The following is a 26,256-nucleotide window of genomic DNA, read 5'->3' as shown; positions in this document are numbered from 1 at the left end:
ATGCGTTCGATATGGCGAACAACCACTCGTGTCCTGGGGCGCGATCTTCTCCGTGACATCGGGCTGGTCTGCCTCGCCGACACCATTGTCGGCATCTCCTACGGCGCCATCGCGGTGGGCTCCGGCTTCCCGATCTGGGCGCCGATGCTGCTCTCGGTGCTGGTCTTCGCCGGTGCCTCGCAGTTCATGTTCGTCGGCATCATCGCCGCGGGCGGCAGCCCGGTCGCGGCCGTCGCGGCGGGTCTGCTGGCCAACGCGCGGCATCTGCCCTTCGGCTTCGCGATCGGTGACGTCCTGGGGAAACGGTGGTCGTCGAGGGTGGTCGGCAGCCACCTGATGATCGACGAATCCGTCGCGTTCGCGCTGGCCCAGCGCGACGAAGAGCGGCGCAAGGCGGCGTACTGGGTGTGCGGGATCGGGCTGTTCGTCTGCTGGAACGTCGGCGTCCTCGCCGGGGCCTACGCCGGGACGGCGATCAGCGACACCGACGCGTTCGGGCTCGACGCGGCCTTCCCGGCGGTCCTGCTCGCGCTGGTCCTGCCGTCGCTGCGCGACCGTGCCGCCCGGCTGCCGGTGCTCGTCGGCGTCGCCGTCGCGCTGGCCACGACGCCGTTCCTGCCCGCCGGGCTGCCGGTGCTGCTCGCGCTGGTCGGCGTGCTGGCCGGGGTGGCGGCCAAGGAACCCGCCGAACGCGAACCCGAGGGAGTGCACTGATGGATCCGCTGGAACTGATCATCGCCGGCGGTGTGCTCGCCGCCGGGACCTTCGCCTTCCGGTTCGCCGGACCGGTGCTGAAGGCGCGGTTCACCGTGTCGCCCAAGGCCGAGAAGCTGATGGCGCGCTCGGCCGTCGTCCTGCTGGCCGCCCTCGTCGCGGTCGCCGCGCTCACCGAGGGACACGAGTTCGCCGGTTACGCCCGGCCCGCCGGAGTGCTGGTCGGCGGCGTGCTCGCCTGGCGCAAGGCGCCGTTCGCGCTGGTCGTCGTCGCGGCGGCCGCCACCGCCGCCCTGCTGCGGCTGGCCGGGGTCCCCTGACCTGGCCCTTCCCCGAGGCGCCTAAGCTAAGGGGAAGGTCTTTCGGGAGGTCGGGTGGCGATCGCGACGGGGGCACGGCCGGTGGTCGGCGTGCTCGCACTGCAGGGCGACGTGCGGGAGCACGCCGCGATGGTGGAACGAGCGGGTGCGCGCGCACTGCCGGTCCGTCGTGCGAGTGAACTGTCCGAAGTGGACGGTCTGGTGCTGCCGGGCGGCGAGTCGACCACCATGTCGAGGCTCCTGGAGACCTTCGAACTGCTGGAACCGCTGCGCGAGCGCATCGCGGACGGGATGCCCGCGTTCGGCTCCTGCGCCGGGATGATCCTGCTCGCCCGCCAGGCTCTCGACGGACGGCCTGACCAGCGGCAACTCGGCGGGCTCGACGTCGTCGTCCGGCGTAACGCGTTCGGGCGGCAGGTGGACTCCTTCGAAGCCGACCTCGACTTCAGCGGTATCGAAGGCGGCCCGGTGCACGCTGTGTTCATCCGCGCCCCGTGGGTCGAAAAAGCGGGCGACGGGGTCGAGGTACTCGCCAGTGTCCCCGAGATGCCGGGCTCCGAGGACGCGGCCGCTAGGATCGTCGCGGTCCGGCAGGGGGCGGTACTCGCCACGTCGTTCCACCCCGAACTCACCGGGGACGAACGCGTGCACAGGCTGTTCGTCGACCTCGTGCGGCAGGCTTAAGCAAAACCGACACTGTGCTCAGCGGCGGGCACAGGAGTAGATGGAGGAGAGATGAGCGGCCACTCCAAGTGGGCCACCACGAAGCACAAGAAGGCCAACCTGGACGCGAAGCGCGGCAAGCTCTTCGCCCGGTTGATCAAGAACATCGAGGTGGCGGCCCGGACCGGCGGTGGCGACCCGGACGGCAACCCGACGCTCTACGACGCCATCCAGAAGGCCAAGAAGAACTCGGTCCCGCAGGACAACATCGAGCGTGCCCGCAAACGCGGCGCCGGTGAAGAGGCCGGTGGCGCCGACTGGCAGACCATCACCTACGAAGGCTACGGCCCGAACGGTGTGGCCGTGCTGATCGAATGCCTCACCGACAACAAGAACCGCGCCGCCATGGAGGTGCGCACCGCGCTCACCCGGAACAACGGCTCGCTCGCCGACCCGGGCTCGGTCGCCTACATGTTCAACCGCAAGGGCGTCGTGATCATGCCCAAGGGTGACGCCGGCGAGGACGACGTCCTCATGGCCGTCCTCGACGCGGGCGCCGAAGAGGTCAACGACCTCGACGAGAACTTCGAGATCGTTTCGGAGGCCACCGACCTCGTCCCGGTCCGGAAAGCCTTGCAGGAAGCCGGTTTCGAGTACGAGTCCGCGGATCTCACGTTCCTCCCGTCGGTCAGCGTCCCGCTGGACGTCGAAGGCGCGAAGAAGGTCTTCAAGCTCATCGACGCGCTCGAGGATTGCGACGACGTGCAGAACGTGTACGCGAACTTCGACGTCTCCGACGAGGTCATGGCCGAGGTCGGCTGATCGATTTTCCCGCCATGCCGCGGAAAATCGGTCCCGGGACTAGGTGCGGGCGCTCGCGTGGGGCACAATGTCGCGCGTGACGACCTCCGAAGCCGATGCCCTCACCGCCGAAGAAACCGAACTCATCCAGTGGATCGAGGCGCAGGCGAAGGCGAGAGGGAACGCGGTCATCGCGGTCGAAGGCGACGAGGAGGAAGCGAACTTCTGCTTCACCGCGTGCGCCTGGGCGTTGCACAACGTCGCGGAAGCGGTCGTGATCGGACTGCCCGAGCACATGGGGCCGGTCCTTCTCGACGCCTACGTCGACCGTGCGGCCGCCGGTGAGATCTTCGAGGTCGGCAAGCGCTACGACGATTTCTTCGAGGGCGCGCCGGTGGTCTTCGAACGGGTCGCGAAGGGGCACTATCCCGAGTACTTCGGGAGCGCGTTCCTGATCTACCCGGACGGGGACTTCCCGGCGCTGCAGTTGATCGTCGCCACGCCGGACGGGCATTTCCCGTGGCATCCGGACGCGCCCGAGGGCTTCGGTCGGTACCAGCCGGTACTGACCGAATCCGGTGACCCGGAAAGCTGGACGCCGGGCGTCGACGGCCCCTGAACCGCAGCCGAGCGTGCTAGGAACGGTCCTTTCCTTGCGAAATTTGCAAGGAAAGGACCGTTCCTAGCGTTCGGGGCACCTGCGTCCCCGCATTCAGAGGACTAAATGCGGGGTCATCAGAGCCAGGGCGCCAGGTCTTCCGTCGCGTCGGGCCACTCGGCGGCTAGAGCGGTCGCCGGACGGAACTCCACGCTGTCATCGGTATAAGGCGGCACGACCACGGTCCCGACCAGGCTCCACTCACCGGTACTCACCGACGCCTGCCAGACCCCGGCGGGCACCACCACCTGCGGACGTTGGCCGGCCGCGACGTCGGGTCCCAGCACCGGCCGCGAAACCCGGCCGTCGGGGAACAACAGCAGCATCCGCACCGGCGCGCCGGCGTGGTGGGCGTAGATCTCCAGGCGGTCCAGCCGGTGCGGCGCCGAGGTTTCCGGCGGCGCGAGCAGGTAGTAGATCGCGGACGCGGTTTCGTCGCGCCAGCTCTGCGCCCAGCGGCCGCCCTCCACGGGCAACGGCTGAAGACCCAGATGGGCGGTGAACTCGTCGGGACTCGGCATGTCCTCATCTTGCCCGGACCCTGCGCCGGGTAGCCTCGGATCTCGAACTGATGTTCGCCGGAGCGGAGGAAAACGCGTGCGGGTACTCGGGGTCGACCCCGGTCTGACCAGGTGCGGGCTCGGGGTGGTCGACGGCGGCACGGGCCGCACCGTCCGCCCGGTGGCCGTCGACGTCGTGCGGACCCCGCCGGACGCCGATCTCGCCGTGCGCCTGCTGGGGATCTCCGACGCGGTCGAGCGCTGGATGGATCGCTACAAGCCCGAGGCCGTCGCCGTGGAGCGGGTTTTCGCGCAGCACAACGTGCGCACCGCGATGGGCACCGCGCAGGCGGGCGGCGTCGTCGCGCTCGCCGCGGCCCGGCGCGGGCTGCCGGTCGTGTTCCACACCCCGAGTGAGGTCAAGGCCGCCGTCACGGGCTCCGGCCGGGCGGACAAGGCACAGGTCACCGGTATGGTCATGCGGTTGCTCGGCCTCGAGGTCAAACCGCATCCGGCGGACGCCGCGGACGCGCTCGCCCTCGCCATCTGCCACCTGTGGCGCGAGCCGATGCGGGTCCGGCTCGCCGAAGCCGAGGCCAGGGCGGCCGAGATCGCCAAGAACCACAAGGCCAGGCTCGCCGCCGCGGCCAAACAAGCGAAAACGCAGGGAGCGCCTCGATGATCTCGTCGGTACGCGGTGAAATCCTCTCCATCGGTCTCGACCACGTCGTCATCGAGGTCGGGGGAGTGGGCTTCGCCGTGCAGGCCACCCCCGCCACCCTCGCGACGCTTCGCCGCGGAGAGCAGGCGATGCTGCACACCGCGCTCGTGGTCCGTGAGGATTCCTTGACGCTGTTCGGTTTCGCCGACGCGGACGCCCGCGAACTGTTCGGTCTGCTGCAGACGGTCTCCGGGATCGGCCCGCGGCTCGCGCTGGCGACCCTCGCCGTCCTCGATCCCGACAAGCTGCGCTCCGCGCTGGTCGAAGGCAACATCACCGTGCTCACCCAGGTTCCCGGCATCGGCCGCAAGGGCGCCGAGCGGCTCACGCTCGAACTGCGCGACAAGGTCACCGCGCTCGCGGGCCCGACCGACGGTTCGCCGTCGGTCGTCGCGCCCGGCGCGCTGCGGGGTGAGGTCGTCGAGGCGCTCGCGGGCCTCGGCTTCCCGGCCAAACAGGCCGAACAGGCCGTCGACAAGGTGCTCGGCGAGGGCGACGGCCACACGACGTCGTCCGTGCTGCGCGCCGCGTTGGCCACCCTCGGGCGTAAGCGGTAACCGGCCACATGGACTATGAGGCCGTGACGGAGTTCGAAACCGACGAGACGCTCTCGGCGCTGCCGCAGACGGGCGAACGCGAGGTCGAGACCACGCTGCGCCCGCGCAAGCTCGACGAGTTCGTCGGCCAGCCGCGGGTGCGTGAACAGCTCGAACTCGTCCTGGAAAGCGCGCGGCGCCGTGGTGTCCCGCCGGACCACGTCCTGCTCTCGGGCCCGCCGGGACTGGGCAAGACGAGTATGGCGATGATCGTCGCCGCCGAACTCAACGCCGCCATCCGCATCACCTCCGGTCCCGCGCTGGAACGCGCGGGCGATCTGGCCGCGATGCTGTCGAACCTGGCGCCCGGCGACGTCCTGTTCATCGACGAGATCCACCGGATCGCCCGCCCAGCCGAGGAGATGCTGTACCTCGCGATGGAGGACTTCCGCGTCGACGTCGTCGTCGGCAAGGGGCCCGGTGCCACCAGCATCCCGCTGGAGATCGCGCCGTTCACGCTGGTCGGGGCCACGACGCGGTCCGGTTCGCTGACCGGTCCGCTGCGTGACCGGTTCGGCTTCACCGGCCAGATGGAGTTCTACAGCGACGCCGAACTGGAACTCGTCGCCCGCCGCGCCGCCACGATCCTCGACATCGAGATCGACCGGGACGGCTGCGCGGAGATCGCCCGCCGGTCCCGCGGCACACCCCGGATCGCGAACCGGCTGCTGCGCCGGGTGCGCGACTACGCCGAGGTCCGGGCGGACGGCAAGGTCACGCGCAAGATCGCGCGTGCCGCACTGGAGGTCTACGACGTCGACGAACTCGGCCTCGACCGGCTCGACCGCGCGGTGCTGACCGCGCTGGTCCGTTCCTTCGGCGGCGGCCCGGTCGGCGTGTCGACGCTGGCCGTCGCGGTGGGGGAAGAACCGACCACCGTCGAAGAGGTGTGTGAGCCTTACCTGGTCCGCGCCGGTATGCTCGCCCGCACTCCTCGCGGCCGGGTCGCCACAGCGGCCGCGTGGGAACACCTCGGCCTGCCGGCCCCGGCCGGTGCCACGCGCGGCGATCAGGGCGGCCCGAACCTGTTCGACCAGGACTGAACGGACCGTTCACGCGGTTCGAGGCCCGTGGTGACGACGGGTGGTGGTGGAGTTTCCGCTGGCACCTGGCACACTCGGGGAGAGCACACCCCGCCAAACCGGACAAAACAGCGCACCGCGCGGCGTCCGCTCGAAATGGAGAATCATGAACCAGTTATTGCTGCCGCTGCTCCTGATGCTCGTTGTGGCGATTCCGCTCGTCATGGGCACCCGTAAGCAGAAGAAGGCGGCGGCAGCGCAGCAGGAGCTGCTCTCGAGCCTGGCTCCCGGTGACCGGGTGATGACCACCTCCGGTCTCTACGCGACTGTCGCCGACGCTTCCGCCGACACCACGATCGACCTCGAGATCGCCGAGGGCGTCGTGACCACCTGGCTGCGCCAGGCTGTCCGCGAGAAGGTCGAGCCGGTCGTCGAGACGGACGAAGACGCCGTCGACACCGACGAGGTCGTCGAGGCGCCGGTCGTCGAGTCGAAGGACGACGAGCGCGTCGAGGAGAAGTCGGGCGCGCAGATCGCTCCTCCGCTGGAGCACGGCAAGAAGTAGCGGTTGTAAGGCCATCCCCGACACCAGACTTTCGTAGGTGCGGGGCCAACGCCGGGCTCACGCAGCACCGAGTAGTGTCTCGGTGCTGCGTGCGTGTCCGTCGTCATAGTCGTGCTCGTTCGCGGTACCACCGGGCTCCCGCCCGGATGAGTGAACAGCCAAGTCCATTGGGGAAAAACCCAGTCCGTCCGAGGAGACCGAAGCACAGTGGCCGCACCGGCCGGGCATCTCCGCCCGGGACGCTATCTCGCCTTCTTCGCCCTGATCGTGGTCGCGCTGTACGCCCTGGTGTTCTTCACCGGTAGCGGCAAGCCGACGCCGAAGCTCGGCATCGATCTGCAAGGCGGCACGAGGGTCACCCTGTCCGCCCGAAACCCCGACGGCGGCGACCCTCCGCGAGAGTCCCTCGAACAGGCCCGCTCGATCATCGAGCGCCGGGTCAACGGTATCGGCGTCAGCGGTACCGAGGTCGTCCTCGACGGCAGCAACGTCGTCATCACCGTCCCCGGTGAGCAGGGAGATCAGGCCAAGACCCTGGGCAAGACCGCGAAGCTGGGCTTCCGGAAGGTCGTGACGTCGCAGCCGGTGACCCCGGTCCAGCAGCCGACGGCCCCGCCCGCCTCCGGCACGCCGTCTTCGGCGCCGCCGTCCTCGCCGGGTGTGAGCGCCCCGCCGACCAGCCCGGCCAACGGTGGCGGTGGCGCCGCCGGCGCGCCGCAGCAGCAGCCGGGCGCGGACTCCGACGAGAAGACGAAGAAGGAGATCGAGGAGGCCCGGAACCTCCGGCAGAACCCCGATCTGCTTTCGACGGACCAGGCGAAGCAGGCCGCGGCCGCCGAGAAGGCCTTCGCGGCCCTCAACTGCGACCCCAAGGTGTCGGACCCGCTGGTCGGCAACGACCTCACCGACAAGCCGCTGGTCGCCTGCGGTGACAAGAACACCATGAAGTACCTGCTGGAGCCGGAGTTCCTCCCCGGGACGGAGATCTCCGACGCCTCCTCGGGTTACGACACGCAGAACTCGCAGTGGGTCGTCAACCTGAACTTCAAGGGCGAGGGTTCCCGGATCTGGGGCGACTTCACCTCGAAGAACGTCCAGAAGCAGGCGGCGTTCGTCCTCGACACGCAGGTCGTCTCCGCGCCGACCATCCAGTCCGCGATCCTGGGCGGTCAGACCCAGATCACCGGCCGGTTCAGCCAGTCCGAGGCGAAAGACCTGGCGGACGTGCTGAAGTACGGCTCGCTGCCGCTGTCGTTCGAGTCCTCGGACGCGACGACGGTGTCCGCGACGCTGGGTCTCGCGTCGCTGCAGGCGGGCCTGATCGCCGGTGGCCTCGGCCTCCTGATCGTGTTCATCTACTGCTTGTTCTATTACCGGCTGCTCGGCGTGCTGACGATCCTGTCGCTCGCCTTGTCGTTCTCCCTGGTCTACGCGGTACTGGTGCTGCTGGGGCGGTGGATCGGGTACACCCTCGACCTCGCCGGCGTGGCGGGCCTGATCATCGCGATCGGTATCACCGCCGACTCGTTCGTCATCTACTTCGAACGGTTGAAGGACGAGATCCGGGAAGGCAGGACGTTCCGCTCCGCGGTGCCACGAGGCTGGTCTCGCGCCCAGCGCACGATTCTGGCGTCGGACGCGGTCAGCTTCCTCGCCGCGGCCATCCTGTACTGGCTGGCCGTCGGTGAGGTCAAGGGCTTCGCGTTCACGCTCGGCATGTCGACGGTCCTCGACCTCGTCGTGGTCTACCTCGTGACCCACCCGCTGGTCGCGATGGTCTCGCGCTCGAAGTCGAAGTTCCTGTCCAACCCCAAGAACCTCGGCCTCGGTGCCGTTCAGCAGGTGGGCTCGGAGCGCAAGGCGGCCCGTCCGGCCGCCGGCCGCCCGAACGTCAAGGAGGCGTGACCGTGGTCGACGAAAACACCACCACCGCGGGCAAGCGCGACAGCATCTTCCGCCGCCTCTACGTGGGCACGGGCGCGTTCGACGTGGTCGGCAAGCGCAAGCGCTGGTACATCTTCTTCGGCGCGCTGGTGCTGGTCTGCATCGCGTCGATGGGGATCAAGGGCTTCAACTTCGGGATCGACTTCGAAGGCGGCACCCAGATCCAGCTGCCCGCCAACGGCAAGAACGGGCAGATCAGCGAGCAGCAGGCCAAGGACGTCTTCTCCGAGGCGCTCGGCCGTCCGGCCGACGAGGCGCAGAAGGTCGGCAGCGGCGCTTCGTCGACCATCCAGCTCCGTTCGGACACCCTGGACGCCGCTGAGGTCGCCAAGATCAAGGAAGCGCTGTTCCGCGACCTCGGCCCCATCGGATCCAACGGGCAGCCGAGTGTCCAGGCCATCAGTGACAGCGCGGTCAGCGCGTCCTGGGGCGGGGAGATCTCGCGCCAGGCGTTGATCGCGCTCGGGGTGTTCCTCCTGGCGGTCACGCTGTTCCTGGCGTTGTACTTCGACACCAGGATGGCCGCCGCGGCGCTGATCTCGCTCCTGCACGACATCGTGGTGACGGCGGGTGTGTACTCGCTGATCGGCTTCGAGGTCACGCCGGCGACGGTGATCGGTCTGCTGACGATCCTCGGGTTCTCGCTGTACGACACGGTGGTGGTGTTCGACAAGGTCCGCGAGAACACGCGTGGCCTGCTCGGGCTCACCCGCCGTACCTTCGGCGAGGCCGCCAACCTGGCGCTGAACCAGACGCTGATGCGGTCGTTCAACACGGCGCTGATCGCGATGCTGCCGATTCTCGGTCTGCTCGTCGTCGGGTACATCCTGCTCGGTTCGGGCACGCTGCAGGACCTCGCGCTGGTGCAGCTCACCGGCACCCTGGTCGGCGTGCTGTCCTCGGTCGCGCTGGCCACCCCGCTGCTGGTGGACCTGAAGATGCGTGACCCGAAGTTCCGTCAGCAGGCCGACCGGGTCGCCGCGCGGCGCGCGAACCAGGCCCGCAAGGCCGCCGAGCGTGACGACGACTTCGACCCGAACGACGAGGACGCGCTGGCCGCCGAGCTCCGCAAGGAGAAGGCGTACGCCGCGGCGGCGAGTGTTCCCGCGCGAAACCAGAAGGCCCACAAGGGCCGTCCGTCGGGCAAGCGCAAGAGGTAATCCCGGCCGTCGAACGCTATGAACGGTCCGTTCCTTGCGAAATTTGCAAGGAACGGACCGTTCATAGCGTTCAGGGACCCGGAAGCACGACTGGAGAGCAGGAAGTACATGGAGCTGGCCAAGGCACTCGACCTCATCGCCGACGTACCGGACTTCCCGGAACCCGGCGTGCTGTTCCGGGACCTGAGTCCGCTGTTCGCCGACGCGGCGGGTTTCAAGGCCGTCACCGACGGACTGGCCGCCACCGTCGGCCCCGAGGTCGATCTGCTGGCCGGGGTGGAGGCGCGGGGATTCCTGCTGGCCGCCGCCGTCGGCTACGCCCGCGGCCTCGGTGTCGCGCTGATCCGCAAGCCGGGCAAGCTGCCCCGCGTCGCGGGCAGGGTCGGTTACACGCTGGAGTACGGCACCGCGACCGTCGAACTGCCCGAAGGTGTCGTCGAGCCCGGCCAGCGTGTCGCGATCCTCGACGACGTGCTCGCCACCGGTGGCACGGTCGCGGCGACCTGCAAACTGCTGGAAGACGCGAAGGCGCAGGTCACGGGCGTTTCGGTGGTCATGGAACTCGGCGCGCTCGGCGGTCGTTCCGTGCTCGAGGGGCGTCGTGTGGAGGCCCTCCGGGTGTGTTGACCGGGCGCACCAAGTGAGCCGCGAGGGGGAGCGGTTACCCTTGATGTCCGAAGGCCGCACGAAGCGCAGGAGGTGCGGGTGAGCCAAGAGCTCGATGCCGCGGTGTCCTCGAAGGACGGCACCGAGCAGAACGGTGCGGCGCGACAGGGGGCGGCGCCGACACCGTCCGCGACGCGCCGCGTGCGCGCCCGTCTCGCCCGCCGCATCACCGCGCAGCGCGCCGCGCCGGTCAAGCAGGTTCTCGAACCGCTCGCCGTCATCCACCGCGAACTGCATCCCAACGCGGACCTCGCGCAGCTCCAGCGCGCGTACGACGTCGCCGAAGAGCTGCACCGCGAGCAGCGACGCAAATCCGGCGACCCGTACATCACGCATCCGCTCGCCGTCGCGACCATCCTCGCCGAACTCGGCATGGACACCACGACGCTGGTCGCGGCGCTGCTGCACGACACCGTCGAAGACACCGGCTACTCGTTGGAGAGCCTGAAGGCCGACTTCGGTGAGAAGGTCGGCGAGCTCGTCGACGGCGTCACCAAACTGGACAAGGTCAAACTCGGCACGGCCGCCGAGGCCGAGACCATCCGCAAGATGGTCATCGCGATGGCGCGCGACCCGCGCGTGCTGGTCATCAAGCTGGCCGACCGGTTGCACAACATGCGCACGATGCGCTTCCTGCCGCCGGAGAAGCAGGCCCGCAAGGCGCGCGAGACCCTGGAGGTCCTCGCCCCGCTGGCGCACCGGCTCGGCATGGCGACGGTCAAATGGGAGCTGGAGGACCTGGCCTTCGCCATCCTGCAGCCGAAGAAGTACGACGAGATCGTCCGCCTGGTCGCCGATCGCGCGCCTTCGCGCGACACGTACCTGCGGTCGGTGATCACGGATCTGACCAGTCACCTCGAAGGTTCGCGGATCACCGCCAAGGTCGAGGGCCGCCCGAAGCACTACTACTCGATCCACCAGAAGATGATCGTCCGTGGCCGCGACCTCGACGACATCCACGACCTGGTGGGCGTGCGGATCCTGGTCGAGGACGTCCGTGACTGCTACGCCGCGATGGGTGTCGTCCACGCGCTGTGGCAGCCGGTCCCGGGCCGGTTCAAGGACTACATCGCGCAGCCTCGCTTCGGCGTCTACCAGTCGTTGCACACCACGGTGATCGGCCCGGACGGCAAACCGCTCGAAGTCCAGATCCGTACCTACGAGATGCACCGCACCGCCGAGTACGGCATCGCCGCGCACTGGCGCTACAAGGAGACCAAGGGCACCCACAACGGGAACGCCATGGACGTCGACGAGATGGCGTGGATGCGCCAGCTCCTCGACTGGCAGCGGGAAGCGGCGGACCCGGGCGACTTCCTGGAGTCGCTGCGCTACGAACTCGCGTCGCGCGAGATCTTCGTGTTCACGCCCAAGGGCGACGTGATCACGCTGCCGGTCGATTCGACGCCGGTGGACTTCGCCTACGCCGTGCACACCGAGGTCGGCCACCGGTGCATCGGGGCCCGCGTCAACGGCAGGCTCGTCGCGCTCGAGCGCAAGCTGGAGAACGGCGAGGTCATCGAGATCTTCACCTCGAAGGCCGAGACGGCGGGCCCGAGCCGCGACTGGCTGCAGTTCGCCGGTTCGCCCAAGGCGCGCGCGAAGATCCGGCAGTGGTTCGCCAAGGAACGCCGTGACGAGGCGATCGAGGGCGGCAAGGAGGCCATCACCAAGGAGGTCCGCAAGGTCGGCCTCCCGATCCAGCGGCTGGTCTCCGCCGAGTCGATGGGTGCGGTCGCCACCGAACTGCGGCACCCGGACATCAGCTCCCTGTACGCGGCCGTCGGCGAGGGGCACACCAGCGCGAAGCACGTCGTGCAGCGGCTGGTCGCGCTCATCGGCGGCGTCGACGAGGCGGAGGAGGAGCTCGCCGAGCGCGCGACCCCGTCCACCGTCACCCGCCGCCGCGGCTCGAACGACGTCGGCGTGGTGGTGAAGGGCGCCAGCGACATCTGGGCCAAACTCGCCCGCTGCTGCACGCCGGTGCCGGGCGACGAGATCCTCGGTTTCGTCACGCGCGGCGGTGGTGTCAGCGTGCACCGGACCGACTGCACCAACGCCGACGACCTGCGGGCCCAGCCCGAAAGGCTGGTCGAGGTCGAATGGGCGCCGTCTGCGTCTTCGGTGTTCCTCGTCGCGATCCAGGTCGAGGCGCTGGACCGGCACCGCCTGCTCTCCGACGTCACCAAGGTGCTCGCGGACGAGAAGGTCAACATCCTGTCCGCGTCGGTGACCACGTCGCGCGACCGGGTCGCGGTCAGCCGGTTCTCGTTCGAGATGGGCGACCCGAAGCACCTCGGACACGTGCTGAAGGTGGTCCGGGGCGTCGAAGGCGTTTACGACGTGTATCGGGTCACTTCGGCTTCGTGACCGCCGGTGGGTCCCGGCTACAGTCCGAGGATGACTGACGGGTTCGAATTCACTCGCGACGGCGAGGTCGCACGGCTGACGTTCACCAGGCCGGAGAAGATGAACGCGATCACCTACGGGATGTGGTCGGCGATCCCGGACGTGGTGGCGCGGGTGGAGGCGGACCCGGCGATCAAGGTCCTCGTGCTGACCGGCGCGGGCGCGCATTTCTCGGCGGGCGCGGACATCAGCGAGTTCCGGGACCTGCGGTCCACCGCCGACGCGGCCGAGACCTACGACAAGGCCGTCGACGGTGCCGTGGCGGCGCTGACGGCGTCGCGGAAGCCGACGGTCGCGATGATCCAGGGCAACTGCATCGGCGGCGGATGCCAGATCTCGGTCGCGTGCGACTTCCGGTTCGCGGCGGAGGGCTCGCGCTTCGGCATCACGCCGGCGAAGCTCGGGATCGTCTACCACTTCGACTCGACACGGCAGCTCGTTTCACTCGTCGGCGCCGCGAACGCGAAGTACTTCCTCCTTTCGGGCGAGCTCGTCGATGCGCGGCGGGCACGGGAGATCGGGCTGCTCAACGACGTCTTCCCGGCGGACGAACTGGAAGCCTCGACGGCGAAATTCGTCGAGACGCTGGCTTCGCGTTCGCAGGCATCGGTGCGCGGGATGAACCGGATCATCGAGAAGATCGTGGCGGGGCAACAGGAATCCGACGCCGAAGTGGACGAGATCCGGCTCGGTGCGCTGCACGGCGAGGACTATGCCGAAGGGGTGGCGGCGTTCCTGGCGCGGCGGCCGCCGAAGTTCACTTATCGCTGAGGCTCGCACTTCAGCGCGGTGTTCCGTGTGGACAGTCGCGGTGGCACCATTCCTGCCTCGATTCTCGCCCCGGAAACCCTTGTGGTATGGCACCTTCTGTGCCTCCGCAGGTCGTTCGCCTTGTTGCGCGAAAAAGTTTTTTATGGCTTGAGCCAGAGGTGTTTATGGTCGTTTCATGGAGTGGAAATTTCAATCGGCCGAAGAGCTCACGACCGCTTTGCGTGCCGGTGAGGTGACGTCGGCGGAACTGACCGACGAGGCGATCGCCCGGATCGAGCGGGACGACAAGGCGATCAACGCGATCTGCGTGCCGGACTTCGACCGGGCGCGGGCCGCCGCGCGTGAAGCCGACGAGGCGCGCGCCCGCGGTGAGGACCGGCCGCTGCTCGGGATCCCGGTGACGGTCAAAGAGTCCTTCAACATGACCGGCCTGCCCACGACCTGGGGAATGCCACAGCACCAGGACTTCATGCCCGCCGAGGACGCGGTGCAGGTGTCGAGGCTCAAGGCCGCCGGGGCGGTGGTGCTCGGGAAGACCAACGTGCCGTTGGGGCTGCAGGACATCCAGACGTTCAACGAGTTCTACGGCACCACGAACAACCCGTGGGATCACGATCGCACCTCGGGCGGGTCGTCCGGCGGATCGGCGGCGGCATTGGCGTCCGGCTTCGGCGCGCTGTCCATCGGCTCCGACCTCGCCGGCTCGTTGCGCACCCCCGCGCATTTCTGCGGGATCTACGCGCACAAGCCGACGGTCGGGCTCGCGGCGACCCGCGGCATGGTCCCGCCGCCGGCACCCGCCTTGCCGGTCGACCTCGACCTGGCCGTCGCCGGACCGATGGCGCGTACCGCCCGCGACCTCACGCTCCTGCTCGACGTCATGGCCGGGCCGGACCCGTTGACACACGGGATGGCGTACGAGGTGAAGCTGCCGCCCGCGCGCCATGAGCGGCTCGGCGACTTCCGGGTCTTGGTGATCGAGGACCATCCGCTCATCCCGACCGGGGCCGCTGTGCGGGCCGGCGTGAACCGGGTCGCGGACGCACTGGTCGACGGCGGCGCCCGCGTCGAACGGTACAGCCCGTTGTTCCCCGATCTGACCGAGTCCGCGACGCTCTACACGCAACTGCTGTTCTCGAGCACGGTCGCGCGTTTCCCCGTCGAGGCGTACGAGCAACTGCAGGCCAACGCGGCCGGGCTGAGCACGGACGACCGAAGTCTCGACGCTGCGCGGCTACGCGCCATGGTGTTCACCCACCGCGACTGGCTGGCGGTGTACGACCACCGCGAACGGCACCGTCACGGCTGGCGGCAGCTGTTCGCCGAGTTCGACGCGGTGGTCTGCCCGATCACGCCGACTCCCGCGTTCCCGCATGATCACGATCCCGATCTGCTGGGACGCAAGCTCGACATCGACGGTGTGGAGTATCCGTACTTCGACCAGCTCGTCTGGGCGGGCGTGGCGACCATGCCCGGTCTTCCCGCCACCGCGGTGCCGACCGGCCTGTCCGCCGAGGGCCTTCCGGTGGGAGTGCAGCTCATCGGTCCGGCGTTCGAGGACCGCACCCCGCTGCGGCTGGCCGAACTGCTCGAGCAGACGATCGGCGGCTTCCAGGCGCCGAGCTAGATCTCGTCCCAGGGATTGCTGTCGTACGCTTCGGCGAGGATCCGGCCCGTTTCCGGAGCGTACGACAGCTCGACGTCGTCCACCGACGCCACCGGCCAGCCGACCGACTCCGAATTGGTCAGGAACATGGCGTCGAACCCCGGCAGGTCGGTTGGGCGGACGTCGCGGATCTCCTGTGGGATCCCGTTCCGCTCCAGGCCGCGTCGCACGAGTTGCTGGGTGATGCCGTCGAGGACCGGAGCCTGCGGCCAGACCACCGTGCCGCCGTCGAGGAACCCGACGTTCCAGATCGACGCTTCGCTGACCCGGCCGTCGTAGTCGATGAACAACGCGTCGTCGTATCCAGCCAGCTTCGCCTCACGCATGTGGTGGAGGAGTCCGAACGTGCCGACGTGCTTGACCTCCGGAAGCACTCGTTCGTACCGCACCGACCGCAGGCGGAGCGGCGTCATCTCGTGCTCGCGGGGCGGCCCGGTCCGGACGAGGACGTCCGGTGCCGCGGGCGCGCCGGGATCGGACCAGTCCATCGCGCGGGAGAAGATCAGCACCCGCACCGACAGCGCGTCCTCACCCCGCACGGCCTGCCGTACGTACCCGCGCACCGCGTCGGTGTCGAGGTCGCTGCCGAACATCCGCCGCGTGCTCGTCACGAGGCGGCGAAGGTGGACGTCCAGGCCGCGGACCTTGCCGTCGCGGACCTGCATCGCGGTGAAATGGCCGTAACCGAACGCGCCCGCCAGGTCTTCCGACCGGGCGGGCGCGCCGTTGATCTCCAGCTTCACGTCAGGCGTTGACCGTGACGCCGGTGAACTTGACCTCGGTGTTGGGCGGGCCGGTGCCGTCGCCGTTGCCCGCCTGCGCGTTCGCGCCCGCCTTGGCGACCTTGTCGAGCACCTTCAGGCCCTCGTCGGAGATGCTGCCGAAGACCGAGTAGTCCGCGGGCAGTTCGGCCTCGCCGTAGACCATGAAGAACTGGCTTCCGCCGGAGTTCGGCTGCTGCGTCTTCGCCATCGCGAGGATGCCGCGGCCGTACTTGATCTCCTTGAACGCCTCGTCCGGCATCGTGTAGCCCGGGCCGCCCATGCCGGTGGCCTCGGGGTCACCGCACTGCAGCATCTGCAGGCCGCTGGTGCCGAGCCGGTGGCACTTGGTGTCGTTGAAGTAGCCCTGCTGGGAAAGGCTGATGAAGCTCTGCACCGCGCACGGGGCGAGCGCCCGGTCCAGCGTCAGCGGGATGTCGCCCGCGGTGCTCTTCAGTACGACGTTCACCGTGCCGTTCGAAGAGACGTCCTTGCCTTCCGGCTTGTTCACCTTCTTCGAAGCCTGCTTGCCGGCGTCGTCCTTGTAGTCGCAAGCCACCGGGTTCGCCAGCGGCGTCGGCCGCTTCGGCATCGGAGCGCGCTCCGTGGGGATGGTGACCTCGGGGGTCGGAGGAGCCGAGCTCGGGGAAGCGTCGGAGGCGGCATCGTCACCACTGTTACTGCTGACGATCCACCACACCGCGCCCGCCACGATGGCGACGACGCCGACGACCGCCACCGAGCCGACGATCCTGCGCCGCTTGGCCTTCTCGGCCCGTCGCACGATCTGTCGCTCGAGCTTGCGCTTCGCGGCTTCGCGGCGCTGCTGGTTGGTCGGCACCCGCCCTCCCGGTTTCCACTCGATGTCACACGTCTGAGGTAGCGGGAGTCTATTGGCACAGCCTGTGAGGCCCCCGTACAGGGGCCGCTAGGCTTACTTGATCGTGATCAGGGCCATCCTGTCACCTGTTCGGCGGAAGATCTGAGGAGGCGTTTCGTGCTGGTTGTCGGTTTTCCGGCAGGCCCCCTCGAAGCCAACTGCTACCTGCTCGCCCCGGACGGCGGGGGCGAGTGCGTGATCGTCGATCCCGGCGAGGAAGCCGTCGAGCCGCTGGAGGCCGCGCTCACCGAGCACGGTCTGACGCCGGTCGCGATGCTCGCCACCCACGGCCACCCCGATCACGTCGCTTCGGCGGGCGAGGTCGGCGCGCGCCACGGGATACCTCTCTATCTGCACGAGGCGGACCGGCCACTGCTCGGCCAGGACGCCGGTCAACGGAAGGACGGCATCGTGCCACTCGTCGATGGCCCGCTGCGGCTGGCCGGGCTGGAGATCACGGTGTCCGGCACACCGGGTCACACCGCCGGTTCGGTGGTCTTCGGGCTGACCGCGGCCGAAGGCGGGCGGATCGTGCTCACCGGGGACAGCCTGTTCGCCGGTTCGATCGGCCGGTCTTCCGGTGACGGCGGTGAGCTGGTGCGTTCCCTCGGCGCCAAGGTGATGACGCTGCCCGACGACACCGTCGTCCTGCCGGGCCACGGTCCGGCCACCACGATCGGCCGCGAGCGGGCCGGGAACCCGTTCCTGGCCGGGACGGGCGCGTGATGACCGAGCCCACCGGGACCCCGGAACCCCCCGAACGTCTCCCGCTGTTCCACGACGACCCCAAGCTCCGCCGCAAGCGCGGCTGCTCCAGCGTCGCCGGTGTCGTGATCTTCGCGGCCGCGTTCGGCGGGATCGCCGGGCTGATCGGCGGTGAGATCGCCGGGCTGGTGGTCGCCGGGGTGATCGCGCTGCCGCTGCTGTACGTCATGTTCTACAACCTGCGCCGCCGGGTGTGGCTCGAAGGCGACACGCTCATCGTGCGGACGTGGGGTGTGCGGCGGATCGAGCTGACCGCGGCCGAGCGCATCGACCTGGTGATCAGCGACGTGCGCGGGACCCGGACGGTCAGCCTGCTGGTGAACGCGGGCAAGCGTCGCAAGGTCGCGAAGGTCGATCTGGCCGTGTACTCGGGCGCGGGTGGCAGGGAACTGGGCATCCTGCAGCTGCGCAAACTGGCGAACGCCCTGCTGAACAACACCGAGGCGAACGGTCTCGTGTTCTCGGAACTGCTTGTGGCGCAACTGAAATCGGAAGCGCGCGGCGACGCGGCGGCGGAGCGGCCGCTCTACCGGCTGGCCTCGGCGGCGCCCGCGGGGAAGTACATCCAGCGGTTCACGATGGAGGCGGTCAGCCGTTTCGTGGCGACCCTGGACTGAGCCGGGCGAGACCGCGCCGTGTGTCATGAAAGGGCCGTTCAGGACATTTTTCGTCCTGAACGGCCCTTTCATGACACACGATCCGGCCGGGTGCCCGAGGTTTCCAGCTTCTCCAGTCGGGCCTTGATCTCCTCCAGCTGGTAGACGATCTCCGGCAACTCGCCCGCGGCGAACGTCGCCAGCCGCTCCGAGTGCTTGAGCGTCGCCCGGACGTCGTCGAGCGCGGCGGCGATCTTGGGGACCGCCTCGACGGCTTCGAGCGTCGAGACGAGCACGCGCCGCGCGACCGCGGTCAGCTGTCTCGGCACGGCGAACACAGCGTCGAACATGGCCCCTCCGAACCTCGGGTGCGGCCTCTTCGTACCCGACTCCGGCCCGTGATCGCGTGGTGGGCTCGCGCTTTGGGGCGCTTGTTGCTACAGGGACTCTTGAGGCTCCCGCGAGGCGATCAGCGCGGCCAGGACGGTGGTGACCGGGACCGCCGCGACGATGCCGACGCTTCCGGCGAGCGTCCGCACGATCTCCTGGGCGATGTTTTCCGCGCCCAGGATCGAACCGAGCCCGACCCCGGAGAGCGACGTGTACAGCAGCACCGGCAGCGCCGCGCCCGCGTACGCCATCACGAGCGTGTTGACCGCCGAGCCGACGTGATCGCGCCCGATCCGCAGACCGGCGCCGTACAGCTCACGCCAGCCGAGCGCCGGGTTCGCCCGCCGGAGTTCCCACACCGCGCTCGTCTGCGTCACCGTGACGTCGTCGAGCACACCGAGCGCGCCGATCACGACACCCGCCAGCAGCAGCCCCCGCGCGTCGATCCCGTGCCCGAGCGAACCGATCAGCTGGGAGGTGCTGTCGTCGAGGCCGGTGAGTGACGCCGCGGCCGAGAAGATCGCCGACAGGACGCCGATCAGCACCAGGCTCACCAGGGTGCCCAGCACCGCCACCGAGGTTCTCGCGGACAGCCCGTGCGTCAGGTACAGCGCGACGAACATGATCGCGCCCGCGCCCGCGATCGCCACCAGCAACGGACTTTCGCCGGCGAGGATCGACGGCAGTACGAAGAGCGCCAGCACCAGGAAGCTCAGTCCGAGCGCGATCAGCGCGGCGACACCTTGCCACCGCCCGAGGACGATCACCGCGAGCGCGAACAACCCGGCGAGCAGCAGCAGCGGAGTACCACGCTGGAAGTCGACGATCTGGAAGGACGCGGGGTTCGCGACGTCGCCGCCGTTGTAGGACAGCACCACCTCGTCGCCCGCGGCGAACCGCGGCGTGCTCGGCTCGATGGGCAGCGTGAGCTTCAACGGCTTTCCGGACGCGGGACCGTCGGTCATCGTGAGCTCGCTGGTGAGACACGGCTTCGCGTCCGGTGGCGGTTCGCCGACCTGCACCTGTCCTTCGGCGAGGCACGGTCCGGTGATCGTCCCGGTGACCGTCGCGTTCACCGGGGTCCCCTGCGGGAAGACACTTTTCGCCGGATCCTTGCCCCACGGATAGAGGAAGACCATCCCGGCGACGGTCGCGACGGCGAGCGGGATCAGCAGCCACATCAGCAGCAGCCGGACCCGGCGCGACGCGGGCGCCGCCGGTCCGTGACCGTGCGAGTGCCCGTGGCCGACCGGCTCGGGTTCGGGCTTCGGTTCGGCGGCGCGACGTCTGCCCGTTTCCGCCGGTCGCGGCCGCTGGGCCGGTGGGCGCGGGCGCCGCGTGCCCTCGGGCGGCGGCGTCCGGCGCGGCGAACGGGACGTTCCGGGCGAACGATCGGACGGGGTGTCCGTTACCCGGCGAATCGGGCCGGTGTCGTCGTCGGAGATGTCGCGGCGGTTCACCCGCACATCCTCCACAGTGCGCGCCAGGTGCCGCACTCGGCCTAGCCGAATGCCTGCCGAAGGTGGACACGGCGATACGCCGAAGGCGGGGTGTCGAAGTGGTCGAGGAAGGCTTGGCGAAGCGTCTCGGTCGAGCCGAAACCGCATCGCCTCGCGATCGAGGACAGCGGAAGTTCGGTGCCGCACAACAGTTTCGCCGCGTTCTCGGTTCTCGCGGCGCGCACGTACCTGCTGGGCGTGGTGCTCAGGTGCGCGTCGAACAACCTGGTGAGCTGCCGGGTGCTGATCCCGGCCCGCTCGGCGAGGACCGCGGTGCCGAGATCACCGGCGAGGTGTTCGGCGACGTACGCCGTGATGTCGCGGACCAGCCGGTTCTCCGGCGGCGGACCGGACAGGAACATGCTGACCTGCGCCTGGTTGCCCGGCCGCTGCAGATAGGTCACGAGCATGCGGGCGACCTCCCTGGCGACACTCGGGCCGTGGTCCTCCTCGACGAACGCGAGGGTGAGGTCGATCCCGCTGGTGACCCCCGCCGCCGTGTAGACGTTGCCGTCGCGCACGTACAGCGGCACCGGATCGACGTTCACCTGCGGATAGTTCGTCGCGAGCCGGTTCGCGAACCGCCAGTGGGTGGTGGCGCGGCGGCCGTTGAGCAGTCCGCACGCGGCGAGCACGGTGGCGCCGGTGCACACCGAGGCGACCCGGCGGCTCTGCTGCGCGAGCCTGCGGACGTGGGTGACGAACCGCGCGTCCGCGGCGGCGGCCTCGTGTCCGGTGCCGCCCGCGACGATCAGCGTGTCCAGCCCGCCGGTGATCTGGTCGAGCCGATGCTGTGCCTGCAGGGTCAGTCCGGACTCGCAGCGGATGCCGCGTCCGTCGACGCTGGCGAGCATGATCTCGTACCCCGGCTTGCCGCCGAGTTTGGTCGCGGCGTCCAGGACGTCCGACGGACCGGCGATGTCGAGCAACTCGGCGTTGCTGTAGCCGACGATCAACACTCGTCTGGGTGAACCCGGCATGATCGAACGCTACCAGTAGTGCCCGGCCGTCGGACGTTGTTCGCAGGAATCCGGACATCCGGGCCACCGAGGGCCCGCCGCTTCGACACCGTTGTCCCCATGACAGACGACAAGAAGACGATCGCGTTCGTGGTGTACCCGGGGATGACCCCGCTCGACATGGTCGGACCGCTGACCGTGCTGGAGGGGATGGCGAGCACGGCGCAGGAATACCGGACCGTCGTGGTCGGCGAGACGAAGGACCCGGTCACCACCGACAACCCGTTGAAGCTCGTGGCGACCCACACCTACGAGGAGGTCCCGTCGCCGTACGCGCTGCTCGTGCCCGGTGGCGCCGCGCCGACGCTGAAGGCGCTCGCCGACGAGAAACTGGTGGGATATCTGCGTGGCGCCGCGGCGAACGCCGAGCTCGTGACCTCGGTGTGCACGGGATCGCTGCTGCTGGGGCAGGCCGGGCTGTTGAAGGGGCGAAAGGCCGCGACGCACTGGATGTTCCGGGAACTGCTGGGCGCGTTCGGCGCGGAACCGGTCGCGGAGCGCTGGGTCGAGGATGGGAACGTGATCACCGCCGCCGGGGTGTCGGCGGGGATCGACCTCGCGCTGCACCTGGTCGAGCGGCTCGTCGGCGCCGAGATCGCCAGGACGATCCAGTTCGTCATCGAGTACGACCCGGAGCCGCCGCAGGGTCCGCTGGACTGGTCGAAGCGTCCGTACGGGGATCTCAAGCCCTTGCTGGAGCACACGGTGAACGAGGCGCTCGCGGACGAACCCGCGTTGCGGGACAGGCTCCTCGCGCACACCGGGAAGTAAGGGGGACGGCCATCCGGGTGAGAAAGCAACATCTGGGGGACAGCACCGGGTTACATTCGGGTCATCCGTCCAGGTGATAGGTGGTTCGTGGAGTTCAAGGTGCTCGGCCCGCTCGCGGCCTCGGTCCCGCTGCCGTCGGCGGCTCAGCCCCGTCGGGTACTCGCGGTGCTCCTGACCCGGCCGAACGAGTTCGTCCACCGGGACACCCTGGTGGACGAACTCTGGCCGCAGGGACCGCCGTCGAGTGCGGCGGCGGTCGTGCAGATGGCGGTTTCCAAGCTGCGCAAGGCGTTGTCGCCCGGCATACCGGTGGACGACGAGCGGCAACGGCTGCGGTCCGGCCGGAGCGGCTACCGGCTGACGGTGGCGGACGGCGAGCTGGACGTCGCCGGTTTCTCGGAGCTGACTGCCGCTGCCGCGAGTGCGACCGGTGACGAACGCAAGGCGCTGCTCGAACGGGCGCTGGGGTTGTGGCGTGGCCGGGCCTTCGCCGACGTGCCGGTCGGTCCGCTGGTGGAGGCGCACCGGTTGTGGTTGGAAGACCGGCGTTGTTCGGTGCTGGGCAAGCTCGTGGAACTGGAACTGGCCGCCGGTGACCACAAGTCGGTCGCGGACCGGCTGGGACCGGAGCTGGCCGCCCGGCCCGGCGACGAGCGGCTCGCCGGGTGGCTGGCCGAGGCGCTGCACGGTCTCGGGCGGCGGGACGCGGCGCTGGCCGTCCTCGACCGCTGCCGCCAGGCGCTGTGGGAACACGCCGGAGTCTCACCGGGGGACGACCTGCTCGCGGTCCACCGCCGGATCTCCGGAACCGGCTGGTCGGCGGGCGGCGCGCCATGCCGTCTGCCTGCCGCGACGCCGGATTTCACCGGCAGGGCGGCAGAGCTGACGGAAGTCGCACGCGCGGTGCGGTCTCCCGCGCCGATCGTGCTGCACGGGGCGGCGGGAGCGGGGAAGAGCGCGCTGGCCGTCCAAGCCGCGTGGCGGGTGCGCAAGCGGTTCCCGGACGGTCAGCTCGTCGCCGATCTGCGGGAACCCGGTGACGTCCTCGCCGGGTTCCTTCGCGCGCTCGGGCTTGCGGAAACGGAACTCCCCGCGGACCGGGCCGGGCTGCTCTCGTTGTGGCAGAGCCATTCCGCCGACCGGCGGCTGCTGGTGATCCTCGAGAACGCCCGGTCCGAAGCCGAGGTGCGGCCGTTGCTGCCGAGTGGTCCCGGCTGCGCGACGATCGTCACGACACGGCGGCGGCTGGCCGGTCTCGCCGGCGCCAGGCCGGTCGAGGTCGGGGCGATGTCGTACGAGGACGCGCGGCTGCTGCTCGGCGAGATCGCCGGTGAGGCCCGGACGTCCGCCGAACCCGACGCCGTCCGCCGGGTGCTGGCCTGCTGCGACGGTCTTCCACTGGCGGTGCGGGCGGCGGGGACGAAACTGCTGCAGCGGCCTCGGCTGAGTGTCGCCGAGTTCGCGACCCGCCTGGAGAACGAGCGGTTGCGTCTCGACGAACTCGCCGCCGGTGACCTGGCCGTCCGCCCGGTGCTCGCCGAAGCCCTCGCCGAGCTGTCGGCGCGCCAACGGAATTGCCTGCGGCTGCTCGGTTTTCCCGGTGCGACCGAGATCGCCGACTGGTTCGCGACGGCCATGCTGGGCCGTCCGTCGCGCGAGGCGGCGGACCTGCTCGACGGACTCGTGGACGACCACCTGCTCCATGCCGAACCGGATCAGGCGGGGTTCCTCCGGTACCGGCTGCCTGCGCTGACTCGGCTCGCGCTCCGGGAACCGCCGGATCCCGGCGCCCTCAAACGCGGGCTGACGGTGATGGCGGCGGTGGCCGAACACGCTTCCTCCGCGCTCGGCGCCGAGTACCCGCCCGCACGGCGCGCGGACGTCCCGGCCGCGGTCGCGGACCGCGTCGCGGCCGATCCGATCGGCTGGCGGGTCGCGGAAACCGCGAACCTCGCGCTCGCCGTCCGTACCGCGAAGAACCATGGCTGGACCGAGCTGGCCATGCGGTTGGCCGACGCCTACAGCGATCTCGTCGGCCCCCGGAAAGGCGGTTCCTCCGCCTGGCTCGGATTCGGCATCGTCCGTGACCGGCTCGATGTCCCCGCGGAGGCGGAGAAGCTTCTCAAGCTCGGGCACGCCCACGCCGACGCCGGGGATCTGGCCCGGGCGAGGACCTGTTTCTCGTTGGCGGAGAACAGATTCCGCTCCGTGGGTGATCAGCCGGGCACCGGGGCCGCGCTCATCGCGCTCGCCGACGTCGACGCGGATTCCGGCCGGGCAGGCGCGGCGGTCCACGCGCTGCGGGAGGCGCTGGACCTGTTGCGGGACTGCGGTGACCTCGCCGGGCAGGCGATGGCGTCGGCGCAGTTCGGCTCGCTGTGGGACGACCTCGGCGACTTCCGCCGGGCGAAGGAATGCTTCGACGCGAGCCTGCTGCTTTCGCTCCATTGCGAAGACGGGCACCAGCACGACAGGTCCGCCAAGCGGTACGCCGACGTCCTGCGACGGAACGGCCGCCTGGACGAGGCCGGCGCGCTGCTGACGAGCGCCCTGATCGGCACGCGCAGTTCGCGTGAACGTCACTGGGAGGCGCACGTCCTCCGGAGCCTCGGTGACCTCCACGCCAAAACCGGCGACGCGGGGGAGAGCGAACGGTGCCTTTCGCGGTCGCTGGAGTTGTTCGAGGACGTCGGGCATCGGCACGCCGCCGCCTACACGCATCGAAGCTTCGGCGAGTCCTTGCGCCTGGCGGGTGAACACGGCCGTGCCGCCGAGCACCTGAGCCTGGCGATGAGTACTTTCCGCGAGCTCGGAGACCGCCGAGGCGGCGGATACGCCCTGCTCAGCTTCGGACGTCTACGGGCCGACGAAGGCATCGCGACCGAAGCCGCCGAAGGGCTCCGAACCGCGGCGGGACTGTTCCGGGAACTGGGATTCCCGGTGTGGGAGCTACGCGCCCTCCAGGGTCTTTCCGCCGTCGACGAGAGCGGACGCCAGCGGGATCGGGCTCGTGAAGCCTTGACGAAGATCCGCTTCGGGGTGACTCCGGCCTAGCCCGGCGGAGGGTCTACGGCCGCGGCGTTTGGCGAAGTTATGGCGACGGTGTGTTGACTGCTGCTCATGTGAGCGGACTTCGCGCCGCCCCGAATTCGCGGAACTGGGGGTGGCGGCGCGTGCTCGTGGCCGGGTGACGCCTTCAGAGGGCAGGAGGCGTCACCCGGTTCGCAAGCTAGGCGCGGACGTGCAGGATCGCGTCCGCGTCGTTCAGCATCCCTTGGTCGAGCGGGAAGTAACCCTGCCGCGGGGTGGGATCGGTACGGACGCTCGCGGGCGGGACGTCGGAGGCGGGGAGAAGCCCCCACGCCGTGGTGACGTGCTTCTGCAGGAACCCCTCGTAGGTGTCGGGCTCCGGCTCCGCGAGCGCGATGTCCTCGCTTGCGCCGAGGCTGGTCGCGACGAACGTGTAGCGATCGCCGAGCAGCGGCGCCACCAGTGCGCCGGCGGGGAACCAGCTGGTCTCGGTGTCGGCGACCCGCATCGTGCTCGCCTGGCGCCGCAGATGGAGGTTGTGGGCGAAGACCAGCGTCCGGCCGCGACCCGCTTCGGCGGCGCGGATGTCCAGCAGGTTCCGCGCCATGAAGGCGTCCCTGGCCGCGACGAGGGGCGCGTAGCGCTCGTGCGGTGCGAGAGGCTCGGCGCATTGCCGGTGGTAACGCAGCAGATCGATCCCCGCCATGAGATGGATCTCCGCGCGCGACCACGCGTCCGATTCCGGCTTCCGGGAGCGAAGCGCGGTGAGCAGATCGGCCGCGATCGCGCGGAGGCGGTAGGCATCGGCCGTGGCGCCGGGCGAGGAAGCCGCGTCCATGACGGCTTCCGTGCGGCTCCACCGTTCGTCGTCGCCCGCCGGACCGGCGATGTCCACGTCGAGCCCGAGGAAGTCGCGGGCGTACTCGAGGTAGCGCCGTGGGCTGGGCGCGGACGTGTTCTCGGTCTGGGTGTCGAAGCCGTGGAACGAAAGGCGCTCCTCGGGAGGCCGGGTTTCGTTGTACTCGCGCATCCACGCGATCAGCCGCCTGTTCGCCTCGACGCCACCGAAGACGTGTGAGAAGCCCTCGCTCATCGCGAGGTCGAGGGTTCCGGTGCCGTCTTGGACGTAGTCGTTCGCGACGAGGGCGGCCACGCGATCGGTTTCTAGGGCGATCGAGCGGAAGCCGCGCTCGACGAGCTGGGCGAACAGTTCGTTGCGGATCTCCGCGAAGACCGGGGTCGCGTGCGTCGGTTCGCCCAGGGCCAGCAGGTCGCAGGAGGGGGTGACGAAGTCTCGGATGTCTTGACTCATGAGGTTCAAGCATATCGTTGATGTTCCGGTTGAAACTTGACTCGCTTCGGCCTGCGG

26 protein-coding genes are annotated in these 26,256 nt (G+C 69.5%); 19 read left to right on the top strand and 7 right to left on the bottom strand.

The genetic code is table 11. From position 1 onward, the window contains the following. The 5 genes from ED92_RS16625 (at position 1) to ED92_RS16605 (ending at position 3,117) form a co-directional block, all read left to right on the top strand. Complete coding sequence (locus ED92_RS16625) at positions 1-714, top strand: AzlC family ABC transporter permease (protein WP_037338952.1); 714 nt, start codon at positions 1-3, stop codon at positions 712-714. Beyond that, the gene (locus tag ED92_RS16620; protein WP_007034928.1) at positions 714-1,034 is read left to right on the top strand and encodes an AzlD domain-containing protein; all 321 of its coding nucleotides are present in this window, start codon (positions 714-716) and stop codon (positions 1,032-1,034) included. The genes ED92_RS16625 and ED92_RS16620 overlap by 1 nt, the downstream gene beginning before the upstream one ends. Before the next feature lie 54 nt (positions 1,035-1,088). Beyond that, positions 1,089-1,718 (top strand): pyridoxal 5'-phosphate synthase glutaminase subunit PdxT, encoded by a 630-nt coding sequence (pdxT, locus tag ED92_RS16615; protein WP_037338950.1) that lies wholly within the window; start codon positions 1,089-1,091, stop codon positions 1,716-1,718. Positions 1,719-1,769: 51 nt separating this feature from the next. Beyond that, positions 1,770-2,519: a YebC/PmpR family DNA-binding transcriptional regulator gene (locus ED92_RS16610; RefSeq protein WP_016334762.1), complete on the top strand. Its 750-nt coding sequence runs from the start codon at positions 1,770-1,772 to the stop codon at positions 2,517-2,519. Positions 2,520-2,586: 67 nt separating this feature from the next. After that, a complete protein-coding gene (locus ED92_RS16605) occupies positions 2,587-3,117 on the top strand; it encodes a DUF4262 domain-containing protein (protein ID WP_037338948.1) in 531 nt (176 codons plus the stop codon). A gap of 116 nt (positions 3,118-3,233) precedes the next feature. Here ED92_RS16605 and ED92_RS16600 read toward each other — a convergent pair whose 3' ends face one another. Next, the gene (locus ED92_RS16600; protein WP_037338946.1) at positions 3,234-3,677 is read right to left on the bottom strand and encodes a cupin domain-containing protein; all 444 of its coding nucleotides are present in this window, start codon (positions 3,675-3,677) and stop codon (positions 3,234-3,236) included. 76 nt (positions 3,678-3,753) lie between these two features. Between ED92_RS16600 and ruvC the strand changes: the two genes are divergently transcribed. The 10 genes from ruvC (at position 3,754) to ED92_RS16550 (ending at position 15,137) form a co-directional block, all read left to right on the top strand. After that, the gene (ruvC, locus tag ED92_RS16595; protein WP_037338943.1) at positions 3,754-4,338 is read left to right on the top strand and encodes a crossover junction endodeoxyribonuclease RuvC; all 585 of its coding nucleotides are present in this window, start codon (positions 3,754-3,756) and stop codon (positions 4,336-4,338) included. After that, positions 4,335-4,934 carry a Holliday junction branch migration protein RuvA gene (gene ruvA, locus ED92_RS16590; RefSeq protein ID WP_037338940.1) on the top strand — a complete coding sequence of 200 codons (600 nt, stop codon included), beginning with the start codon at positions 4,335-4,337 and terminating at the stop codon, positions 4,932-4,934. The genes ruvC and ruvA overlap by 4 nt, the downstream gene beginning before the upstream one ends. An 8-nt stretch (positions 4,935-4,942) precedes the next feature. After that, complete coding sequence (gene ruvB / locus ED92_RS16585) at positions 4,943-6,016, top strand: Holliday junction branch migration DNA helicase RuvB (RefSeq protein WP_037338937.1); 1,074 nt, start codon at positions 4,943-4,945, stop codon at positions 6,014-6,016. A gap of 145 nt (positions 6,017-6,161) precedes the next feature. Further along, positions 6,162-6,560, top strand: coding sequence for a preprotein translocase subunit YajC (gene yajC / locus ED92_RS16580; protein ID WP_037338934.1), 399 nt, complete (start codon positions 6,162-6,164; stop codon positions 6,558-6,560). A 207-nt stretch (positions 6,561-6,767) separates the two neighbouring features. Continuing rightward, positions 6,768-8,465, top strand: a complete 1,698-nt coding sequence (gene secD, locus ED92_RS16575; RefSeq protein WP_037338931.1) for a protein translocase subunit SecD — start codon at positions 6,768-6,770, stop codon at positions 8,463-8,465. Further along, the gene (gene secF, locus ED92_RS16570) at positions 8,462-9,664 is read left to right on the top strand and encodes a protein translocase subunit SecF (protein ID WP_037338928.1); all 1,203 of its coding nucleotides are present in this window, start codon (positions 8,462-8,464) and stop codon (positions 9,662-9,664) included. Before secD ends, secF begins: the two co-directional genes overlap by 4 nt. A gap of 108 nt (positions 9,665-9,772) precedes the next feature. Next, positions 9,773-10,291 carry an adenine phosphoribosyltransferase gene (locus ED92_RS16565; RefSeq protein WP_037338925.1) on the top strand — a complete coding sequence of 173 codons (519 nt, stop codon included), beginning with the start codon at positions 9,773-9,775 and terminating at the stop codon, positions 10,289-10,291. A 78-nt stretch (positions 10,292-10,369) separates the two neighbouring features. Further along, entirely contained in the window at positions 10,370-12,700 is a 2,331-nt protein-coding gene (locus ED92_RS16560) for a bifunctional (p)ppGpp synthetase/guanosine-3',5'-bis(diphosphate) 3'-pyrophosphohydrolase (RefSeq protein WP_037338923.1), read from the top strand. Positions 12,701-12,730: 30 nt separating this feature from the next. Continuing rightward, on the top strand, positions 12,731-13,510 hold the full coding sequence (locus tag ED92_RS16555; protein WP_037338920.1) for an enoyl-CoA hydratase/isomerase family protein: 780 nt from the start codon (positions 12,731-12,733) through the stop codon (positions 13,508-13,510). Between the two features lie 175 nt (positions 13,511-13,685). After that, positions 13,686-15,137 (top strand): amidase, encoded by a 1,452-nt coding sequence (locus tag ED92_RS16550; protein WP_037338917.1) that lies wholly within the window; start codon positions 13,686-13,688, stop codon positions 15,135-15,137. On the opposite strand, the gene ED92_RS16545 is transcribed toward ED92_RS16550, so the two are convergent. Continuing rightward, positions 15,134-15,919, bottom strand: a complete 786-nt coding sequence (locus ED92_RS16545) for an aminotransferase class IV family protein (protein ID WP_037338914.1) — start codon at positions 15,917-15,919, stop codon at positions 15,134-15,136. The two genes, ED92_RS16550 and ED92_RS16545, sit on opposite strands and share 4 nt — an antisense overlap. Position 15,920: 1 nt before the next feature. Then, positions 15,921-16,778 (bottom strand): peptidylprolyl isomerase, encoded by an 858-nt coding sequence (locus tag ED92_RS16540; RefSeq protein ID WP_037338911.1) that lies wholly within the window; start codon positions 16,776-16,778, stop codon positions 15,921-15,923. 156 nt (positions 16,779-16,934) lie between these two features. On the opposite strand from ED92_RS16540, the gene ED92_RS16535 reads away from it, so the two are divergent. Both ED92_RS16535 and ED92_RS16530 read left to right on the top strand, forming a co-directional pair. Beyond that, the gene (locus ED92_RS16535; RefSeq protein ID WP_037338908.1) at positions 16,935-17,543 is read left to right on the top strand and encodes an MBL fold metallo-hydrolase; all 609 of its coding nucleotides are present in this window, start codon (positions 16,935-16,937) and stop codon (positions 17,541-17,543) included. Next, complete coding sequence (locus ED92_RS16530) at positions 17,543-18,199, top strand: hypothetical protein (RefSeq protein WP_037338906.1); 657 nt, start codon at positions 17,543-17,545, stop codon at positions 18,197-18,199. The genes ED92_RS16535 and ED92_RS16530 overlap by 1 nt, the downstream gene beginning before the upstream one ends. 68 nt (positions 18,200-18,267) lie before the next feature. On the opposite strand, the gene ED92_RS16525 is transcribed toward ED92_RS16530, so the two are convergent. The 3 genes from ED92_RS16525 to ED92_RS16515 form a co-directional block, all read right to left on the bottom strand. Then, positions 18,268-18,528: a hypothetical protein gene (locus ED92_RS16525; RefSeq protein ID WP_037338904.1), complete on the bottom strand. Its 261-nt coding sequence runs from the start codon at positions 18,526-18,528 to the stop codon at positions 18,268-18,270. An 87-nt stretch (positions 18,529-18,615) separates the two neighbouring features. Continuing rightward, complete coding sequence (locus ED92_RS16520) at positions 18,616-20,028, bottom strand: YibE/F family protein (protein WP_037338902.1); 1,413 nt, start codon at positions 20,026-20,028, stop codon at positions 18,616-18,618. Positions 20,029-20,069: 41 nt separating this feature from the next. Beyond that, complete coding sequence (locus ED92_RS16515) at positions 20,070-21,047, bottom strand: GlxA family transcriptional regulator (protein WP_037338900.1); 978 nt, start codon at positions 21,045-21,047, stop codon at positions 20,070-20,072. A gap of 99 nt (positions 21,048-21,146) precedes the next feature. Between ED92_RS16515 and ED92_RS16510 the strand changes: the two genes are divergently transcribed. Further along, on the top strand, positions 21,147-21,857 hold the full coding sequence (locus ED92_RS16510; protein ID WP_037338898.1) for a DJ-1/PfpI family protein: 711 nt from the start codon (positions 21,147-21,149) through the stop codon (positions 21,855-21,857). A gap of 87 nt (positions 21,858-21,944) precedes the next feature. Further along, the gene (locus tag ED92_RS16505; RefSeq protein WP_037338896.1) at positions 21,945-24,911 is read left to right on the top strand and encodes a BTAD domain-containing putative transcriptional regulator; all 2,967 of its coding nucleotides are present in this window, start codon (positions 21,945-21,947) and stop codon (positions 24,909-24,911) included. A gap of 175 nt (positions 24,912-25,086) precedes the next feature. Here ED92_RS16505 and ED92_RS16500 read toward each other — a convergent pair whose 3' ends face one another. Further along, on the bottom strand, positions 25,087-26,199 hold the full coding sequence (locus ED92_RS16500) for an erythromycin esterase family protein (protein ID WP_037338894.1): 1,113 nt from the start codon (positions 26,197-26,199) through the stop codon (positions 25,087-25,089). Positions 26,200-26,256: the final 57 nt, after the last annotated feature.

The organism is Amycolatopsis sp. MJM2582, from assembly GCF_000754115.1.
GTDB lineage: Bacteria > Actinomycetota > Actinomycetes > Mycobacteriales > Pseudonocardiaceae > Amycolatopsis > Amycolatopsis japonica.
This window is presented reverse-complemented; position numbering and strand designations above follow the sequence as displayed.